Consider the following 8,827-nt stretch of genomic DNA (forward strand, 5'->3'; position numbering starts at 1 on the left):
CCTTTTGCACTGAGAACACTATGAACAAGCACCTGTACCGCATCATCTTCAATGAACGTCGTGGCCAGTTGATGGTCGTGGGAGAGCACGCCAGCGCGCCAGGCCAGGCGCCCGGCAGCGGCGCGGTGGCGGGCGGTGGCGCGGGAGGCGGGCGGTCCGGCCTGGCGGCGGCGCTGCGCCCGCTGTGCCTGGCCTTGGCGGGCGCGCTGGGCATGGCGGCCCTGCTGGCCGCCCCCGTCCACGCGCAGATCGTGGCCGACCCCAGTGCGCCCGGCAAGCAGCGCCCCACCGTGCTGCAGACGGCCAACGGCGCGACCCAGGTCAACATCCAGACCCCCAGCGCGGCCGGGGTGTCGCGCAACAGCTATGTGCAGTTCGACGTGACGGCCAAGGGCGCCATCCTCAACAACAGCTACCGGGACGTGCAAAGCCAGCTGGGCGGCTGGGTCCAGGGCAACCCGTGGATGCAGCGCGATCCGGCCCGCGTGATCGTCAATGAAGTCAACGCGGCCGACCCCAGCCAGCTGCGCGGTTTCATCGAGGTGGCCGGGCCCCGGGCCGAGGTGGTGATCGCCAACCCGGCCGGCGTGAACGTCGATGGCGGCGGCTTCATCAACGCCAACCGGGTCACCATCACCACCGGCTTGCCGCAGCTGAGCGACGGCGTGCTGCAGGGCTACCTGGTGCAGCAGGGCAGCGTGACGGTGGGCGGCAGCGGCCTGGACACCACGCAGGCCGACTATACGGCCATCCTGGCGCGCGCCGTGCAGCTCAACGCGGGCATCTGGGCCAGCCAGCTGCAGGTGACCGTGGGCGCCAACCGCATCGCGCTGGCGCCGGACGGGACGGCCACGGCCACGGCGGCCACGGCGACGGGACCGGCGCCCCGCTTCGCGCTTGACGTGGCCCAGCTGGGCGGCATGTACGCGGGCAAGATCACCCTGATCGGCACCGAGGCCGGGCTGGGCGTGCGCAACGCCGGCAGCGTGGCCAGCAGCGCCGGCCAGCTGGTGCTGCAGACGGACGGCTGGCTCAGCAACAGCGGCAGCCTGCGCGCGGCCGGGCCGGCGGCGGCGCTGCGCCTGGCCGCCGGCGGCGATCTCGACAACAGCGGCACCGTCTATGCCGAAGGCGACACGGCCGTCACGGGCGGCGCCAACATCGTCAGCAACGGCACCCTCGCCGCCCAGGGCGACACCACGCTGCAGGCCAACGGCGACGGCAAGCTGGGCACCACGGGCAGGCTGCAGGTGACGGCCGGCGCGGCCGTCGTCGTGCACGGCGCCCTGGCCGCCGCCGGCGCGCTCGAGGCCACGGCCGGCCGGCTCGACCTGTCGGGGGCGCGGCTGGCCGGCGCGCGCGTGGCGTTGCAGGCGACGGACGGCGCGCTCGACGCCAGCGCCGCCACCATCGCCACGCCCGGCGCGCTGGCGCTGGGCGCGGCGGCCACCGTGCGCACGGACGGCGCCCACGTGACGGCCGACCAGCTGGCCATCGCCGCCCACGACTTGTCCAACCGGGGCGGCCACCTGGCCCAGACCGGCGGCGCCGACCTGACGCTGGCCCTGCCCGGTAACTTCGACAACAGCCAGGGCTACTTCGGCAGCAACGGCGGCAACCTGACGCTGACGGCGGCCAGCGTGCTGAACACGGATGGCACGCTGGAGCACGCGGGCGCCGGCACGCTGGCCTTGCGGGCCGCCAGCGTGGACGGCCAGCGCGGCCACATCGCCGGCAACGGCAGCGTGCAGCTGACGGCCGCTACCATCGATGCGCGCGGCGCCACGCTGGCCGCGCGCGCCGTCGCCATCACGGCCGAGCGCCTCGACAACAGCGGCGGCGCCATCAGCCAGACCGGCAGCGGGCTGGCCACGGTGGTGGCCACGCACGGCCTGGACAACAGCGGCGGCAAGATCGAAAGCAACGGCGACGCCAGCATCGTCACGGACGGCCTGCATAACGGCCTGGGCCGGATCGCCGCCGCCGGTATCGCCACCGTCGCCGCCGGCGGGGTGGACAATGCCGGCGGCGCCATCGTGGCCGGCGGCGCCCTCACGGTACACGCGGCCGACGTGCAGAACCAGCACGGCAGCTTGCAAGCGCTGGCCGGCGACGGCACGCTGCGGGTGGCGAACCTGGACAACACGGCCGGCAGCGTCTACGCCGGCGGCAAGCTCGACACCAGCGCCGCCAGCGTCACCAACAGCGGCAGCCTGTACGCGGCCGGCGACCAGTTGCTGGCCGCCAGCGGGGCGCTGGTCAACACCGGCACCATCGCGGCCCGGGGCCACACCACGCTCAGCGCCGACAGCATAGCCAGCGGCGCGGCCAGCCTGCTGGGCGCGGGCGTGAAAGCGGACGGCAGCCTGGCGCCAACGGGCGCGTTGCAGGTGACGGCCGTGCAGGCGCTGGCGGCCCACGGCCAGAACCTGGCCACGGGCGCGGCCGTACTGACCGGCAAGACGGTGGACGTCAGCGGCGGCCAGACCAGCGGCGCCGACATCACCCTCGACGCCGGCGGCGGCGACGTCACCACCGGCGGCGCCACGGTGACGGCGGCCGGTACGCTGGCCATCACGGCGGCCCAGAACCTGGCCAATGTGCACGGCAGCCTGAGCGCGGCCCAGCTGGTGGTGCAGGTGGCCGGACTGGACAACAGGCAAGGCAGCATCGTCCAGAGCGGCAGTGGCGACACGGCCATCGTGCTCAGCGCGCCGGACGGCACGCTCAACAACAGCGCGGGCCGGATCGCCGTCAACAGCGCCAACCTGACGCTGGGCGCGGGCACCCTGATCAACACGGACGGCAGGATAGACCATGCGGGCACGGGCGCGCTCACGGTGCGCGCCGCCACCCTGACCGATGTGCGCGGCCAGATCAGCAGCAACGGCGCGCTGGCCATCAGCACCGGCGCGCTCAACCACGATGGCGCCAGCACCACGGCCCGCAACCTGTCGCTGCAGGCCGACAGGGTCAGCAACCACGGCGGCCACCTGCTGCAAAGCGGCGACGGCGCCATGACCTTGAACGTGACGGGGCAGTTCGACAACGCCAACGGCGAGGTGGCCGCCAACGGCATGCTGCAAGTGCAGGCCGGCGGCCTCGATAACGGCCAGGGCAGCATCACGTCGGCCAGCTGGGCCGGCGTGACCAGTCGTGGCGCGCTCAACAACAGCGACGGCATCGTGGCCGGCACCAGCGGCCTGTATGTGGACGCCAAGGGGCTGGACAATACCGGCGGCACGCTCCAGGCCGCCGCCGGCGCCGTCACGCTGCAGGCCGTCAACCTGTTCAACAGCCGCGGCACGGTCAGCGCCGGCAGCGACCTGACGGTCAACGCCACCGGCGACGTGAACAACGATGGCTTGCTGTACGCGGGGCGCGACCAGACCTTGCGGGTCGACGGCACGTTCACCAACACCGGCACGGCCGCCGCCCAGGGCAATACCACCATCACGGCCGGCACCGTGCAAAGCAGCGCCGGCAGCCTGCTGGGCGCCGGCGTGCGCGCCGACGGCAGCCTGGCCGGCGGCGGCAAGCTGACGGTGACGTCGGCCAACGAACTGCAGCTGAACGGCACCAACGTGGCCGCCGGCGACGCCGTCCTGAGCGGCAAGGCGGTCGACCTGGGCGGCAGCCGGACGGGCGCGGCCAACCTGGCCGTCACGGCCGGCGCCGGCAACGTGCGCACGGCGGGGGCCCAGGTCAGCGCGGCCGGCGTGCTGAGCGTCACGGCCGCCTTGCCGGGGCAAGTGCTGGACAACACGGCCGGCAGCCTGAGCGCGGGCCAGCTGGCGCTGAACGTGGCCAACCTGAACAACAGCCACGGCACCATCGTCCAGAGCGGCAGCGGCGACACGGCCATCCGCCTGAGCGCGCCCGGCGGCACCCTGGACAACACGGCCGGGCGCATCGCCGTCAACAGCGGCAACCTGACGCTGGACGCGGGCGCCCTGCTCAACACGGCCGGCCGGCTCGAACACGCCGGCGCCGGCACCTTCGCCATCCATGCCGCCACCGTGGCCGACCAGCATGGCCAGATCACGGGCAATGGCGAGGTGCGGATCGCGGCCGGCGAGTTCGACCACCGGGAGGGCGCCACCAGCGCCCAGCGCGTCACCATCACGGCCGACCAGCTGGACAACCGCGCCGGCCAGATCGCCCAGCTGGGCAACGGCCAGGGCGCCATCACCGTGTCCGGCACGCTCGACAATGGCGGCGGCCGCATCGACAGCAGCGGCGAGCTGGCCCTGCGCACCGACACCCTGCGCAACCAGCAGGGCCGCATCGCCGCCGCCGGCAGCGCCGCCATCGTCGCGGCCGGGGTCGACAACACGGCCGGCGCCATCTTGGCCGGCACCGGCCTGGCGCTGCAGGCCGGCAACGTGGACAACACGGGCGGCAGCGTGCAAGCGGTGGCCGGCGACGCCACCGTGCGCGTGGCGGACTTGAACAATACGGCCGGAACCATTTTCGCCGGCGGCCGGCTCGACACGGTGGCCGCCAGCGTGGCCAACAGCGGCAGCCTGTACGCGGCCGGCGATCAGAGCCTGGCCGTGGCCGGCCCCCTCGTCAACAGCGGCGTGATCGCGGCCCGGGGCAACACGACGGTGAGCGCCAACACCGTCGACAGCAGCGCGGCCGGCCTGCTGGGCGCGGGCGTCGCGGCGGATGGCGCGCTGGCCCAGGCCGGCGCGCTGCGCGTGACCGCCAGCCAGGCCCTGGTGGCGCACGGCCAGAACCTGGCCGCCGGCCAGGCCGTGCTGGCCGGCGCGACGGTGGACGTGAGCGCCAGCCAGACCAGCGCCGCCGCCATCGCCCTCAACGCCGCGGGCGGCAACGTCAGCACCAGCAACGCGACCGTGACGGCGGCCGGCACGCTGGCCATCACGGCCAGCCAGAACCTGGCCAACGGCCATGGCACCCTGAGCGGCGGCCAGCTGCAAGTGCAGGTGGCCGGGCTGGACAACAGTGCCGGCACCATCGTGCAGACGGGCGGCGGCGACACGGCCATCGTGCTGACGGCCGCCGACGGCGTGCTCGACAACACGCAAGGCCGCATCGCCGTCAACAGCGCCAACCTGACGCTGGGCGCCGGTACGCTGCTCAATACGGACGGCCGGATCGAGCATGCGGGCGGCGGCACGCTGGCCATCGCCACCGGCGGCGCCTTGAACGACGCGCGCGGCCTGATCACGGGCAACGGCGCCTTGCGCATCACCAGCGCCGCCTTGCTGCACGACGGCGCCACCACTTCCGCCGCCGACGTGGCGGTCCAGGCGAGCAGCCTGAGCAACCATGGCGGCCACCTGCTGCAAAGCGGCGCGGGCGGCATGGCGCTGGACGTGACGGGCCAGCTCGACAACGCCACCGGCGACATCGCCGCCAACGGCGCGCTGCAGCTGCGGGCCGGCACGCTGGACAACCGCCATGGCCGCGTCACGTCGGCCGCCTCGGCCGCCGTCACCAGCCTGGGCGCGCTCGACAACAACGCCGGCGTGCTGGCGGCCGCCCATGCCCTGCGCGCCGACGTGCAGGCCTTCGACAATACGGACGGCACGCTGCAGGCCGGCGACGGCGCCGTGACGGTGAACGCGGCCAGCCTGCTCAACCATCAGGGCATGGTCAGCGCAGGCACGGACCTGACAGTCCACACCACGGGCGAGCTGCGCAACGACAGCGTGCTGTACGCTGGGCGCGACCAGAGCTTGCGGGTCGATGGCGCGTTCACCAACAGCGGCTCGGCCGCCGCACTGGGCAACCTGACGGTGGCGGCCGACAGCGTGCAAAGCGGCGCCGGCAGCTGGCTGGGCGCGGGCCTGCGCACGGACGGCAGCCTGGCCGGGGACGGCAAGCTGACGGTGACGGCAAGCCACGCCTTGCAAGCGAACGGCAACAACGTGGCGGCCGGCGACGCGCAACTGGGCGGCGCCTCGGTCGACCTGGGGGGCAGCCAGACGGGCGCGGCCAATATCGCCATCACGGCCACCGGCGGCGACGTGCGCACGGTGCAAGCCCGGGTCGGCACGGCCGGCACCCTGAGCGTGACGGCCGCGGCCGCGCCCACCCAGCTGCTGGACAATACGCAAGGCAGCCTGAGCGCCGGACAGCTGGCGCTGAACGTGGCCAACCTCAACAATGGCCTCGGCGCCATCGTCCAGAGCGGCGCCGGCGACACCACGCTGACCCTGAGCGCGCCGGCCGGCATCCTGGACAACACGGCCGGACGCATCGCCGTCAACAGCGCCAACCTGACGCTGGGCGCGGGCACGCTGATCAACGAGGATGGCAGGATAGAACAGGCCGGCACCGGCACGCTGGCCTTGACGGCCGGCACGCTGGACGACCGGCGCGGCCAGATCGTCGGCGACGGCGCGCTGCGCATCACGGCCGGCGCCATCGACCTCCGCGACGCCAGTACCGTCGCCCAGCGCATCGCGATCACGGCCGCCAGCGTGGACAACCGGGCCGGCCAGATCGCCCAGCTCGGCGGCGGGCAGGGCAGCGTTATGGCCAGCGGCACGCTCGATAACCGCGGCGGCCGGATCGACAGCAATGGCGACCTGGCGCTGGGCGCGGCCACCGTCGACAACAGCGGCGGCCATGTGGGCGCCGTGGGCAACGCCGGCGTCACGGCCGGCAGCGCCCTCAACAACACGGCCGGCCTGATCGCCGCCGGGGCCAGTCTGGCGCTGCAAGGGGGCAGCGTGGACAACAGCCACGGCAGCCTGCAAGCGGTGGCCGGCGACGCCGCGCTGCGCGTGGCGGACTTGAACAATACGGCCGGCACCATCTACGCCGGCGGCCGGCTCGACACGGTGGCGGCCAGCGTGGCCAACAGCGGCAGCCTGTACGCGGCCGGCGACCAGAGCCTGGCCGTGGCCGGTGCCCTCGTCAACAGCGGCCTGATCGCGGCCCGGGGCAACACGACGGTGGGCGCCAACAGTGTCGACAGCAGCGCGGCCGGCCTGCTGGGCGCGGGCGTGCAGGCGGACGGCGCGCTGGCCCAGGCCGGCGCGCTGCGGGTGACGGCCAGCCAAGCCCTGGTATCGCACGGCCAGAACCTGGCTGCCGGCCAGGCCGTGCTGGCCGGCGCGACGGTGGACGTGAGCGCCAGCCAGACCAGCGCCGCCGCCATCGCCCTCAACGCCGGCGGCGGCAACGTCAGCACCAGCAACGCAGCGGTGACGGCGGCCGGCACGCTGGCCATTACGGCCAGCCAGAGCCTGGCCAACGGCCATGGCACCCTGAGCGGCGGCCAGCTGCAAGTGCAGGTGGCCGGGCTGGACAACAGCGCCGGCACCATCCTGCAGACGGGCGGCGGCGACACGGCCATCGTGCTGAGCGCACCGGGCGGCACCCTGAACAATAGCCAGGGCCGGATCGCCGTCAACAGCAGCAATCTGACGCTGGGCGCCGGCACGCTGGTCAACACGGACGGCCGGATCGAGCATGCGGGCGGCGGTACGCTGGCCATCAACGCGGTCACCGTCAGCGATGCGCGGGGCCAGATCACGGGCAACGGCACGGTGGCCATCACGGCCGGCACCATCGACCACGAGGGCGCCAGCACCGTCGCCCAGCGCCTGACGGTGGCGGCGGGCAGTCTCGACAACCGCCAGGGCAGCCTGACCCAGCTGGGCGCGGCCGACACCGCCATCAGTACCAGCGGCACGCTGGACAACCGGGGCGGCGTCATCGCCAGCAATGGCGACACCACGCTTGGCACCGGCACCCTCGACAACCGCGGCGGCGTGGTGCAGGGGGCCAGCGCGGGCGCGCTGCGCGTGAGCGCGGCCGGCACGCTCGACAACAGCAGCGGCGGGCGCATCGCATCCGGCGGCGACCTCGCGCTGAGCGGCGGCGACATCGCCAACCAGCAGGGCCAGGTCAGCGCCGCCGGCACGCTGAGCGCCGTGGCGGCGCAGGGCATCCACAATGGCCAGGGCTTGCTGGCGGCGAACGGCGATGCGACGCTGACGGCCGGTACGTTCGACAATACGGGCGGCAAGCTCGCCTCCGTGCACGGCAACGTGAGCGCGACCACCAGCGGCGGCACCGTCAACGACAGCGGCGTGATCCAGGCGGCCGGCGACGTCGCGCTGCGCAATGGCGGCTTGAGCAACACGCAGGCGGCCGGCTACGGCAGCGCCGGCAGCATCGTCGGCACCAATATCGTCATCGACAGCCACGGCCAGGCCATCAACAACCACCAGGGCACGGTCGCGGCCGGCCAGGCGCTGGACTTGCGCGGCGGCGCGCTCAACAACGACGCCGGCCTGCTACAGGCCGCCACCACGCTGGCGCTCGATACGGGCAGCCAGACGCTGACCAACACCAACGCGGCCGGCTACGGGGCCCAGCACGCCGGCAGCAGCGGCGGCATCGCCAGCGGCGGCGCGGCCAGCCTGCATGTGGGCGACTGGAACAATGCGGGCGGCCTGTTCGGCGCCGGCGGCGCCGTCACCGGCAGCGCCGGACACATCAGCAACACGCTGGCCGGCCAGTTGCTCGGCCAGTCCAGCGTCAACCTCACCATCGCCGGCCTGGACAACCAGGGCGGGCAAATCCAGACGGTGGGCGACCTGACGCTGCAAGCGGGCACGGGCACCATCGACAACCGGCACAGCCTGATCCGCTCGGGCGCCAGCCTGAACCTGGGCGCGGCCCAGATCGACAACCGCGACACCCAAGGCGCCAACCAGGGATTGGAAGCGAAGAACGTCAGCCTGAAGGCGGGCGTACTGAATAACGCCGGCGGCGCCGTGCGGGCCGACCAGGATGCGACGGTCACGGCCAGCGCCAGCGTCGACAATGGCGGCGGCCT

General features: G+C 73.6%; 1 protein-coding gene. It reads left to right on the plus strand.

Annotated elements, in window-relative coordinates; genetic code table 11:
• Positions 1-20 precede the first annotated feature (20 nt).
• Positions 21-8,827, plus strand: an 8,807-nt coding sequence (locus AC3WOS_RS26495; RefSeq protein WP_492720039.1) for a two-partner secretion domain-containing protein, incomplete at its 3' end; no start/stop codon positions are given.

The organism is Rugamonas sp. FW305-51, assembly GCF_058786935.1.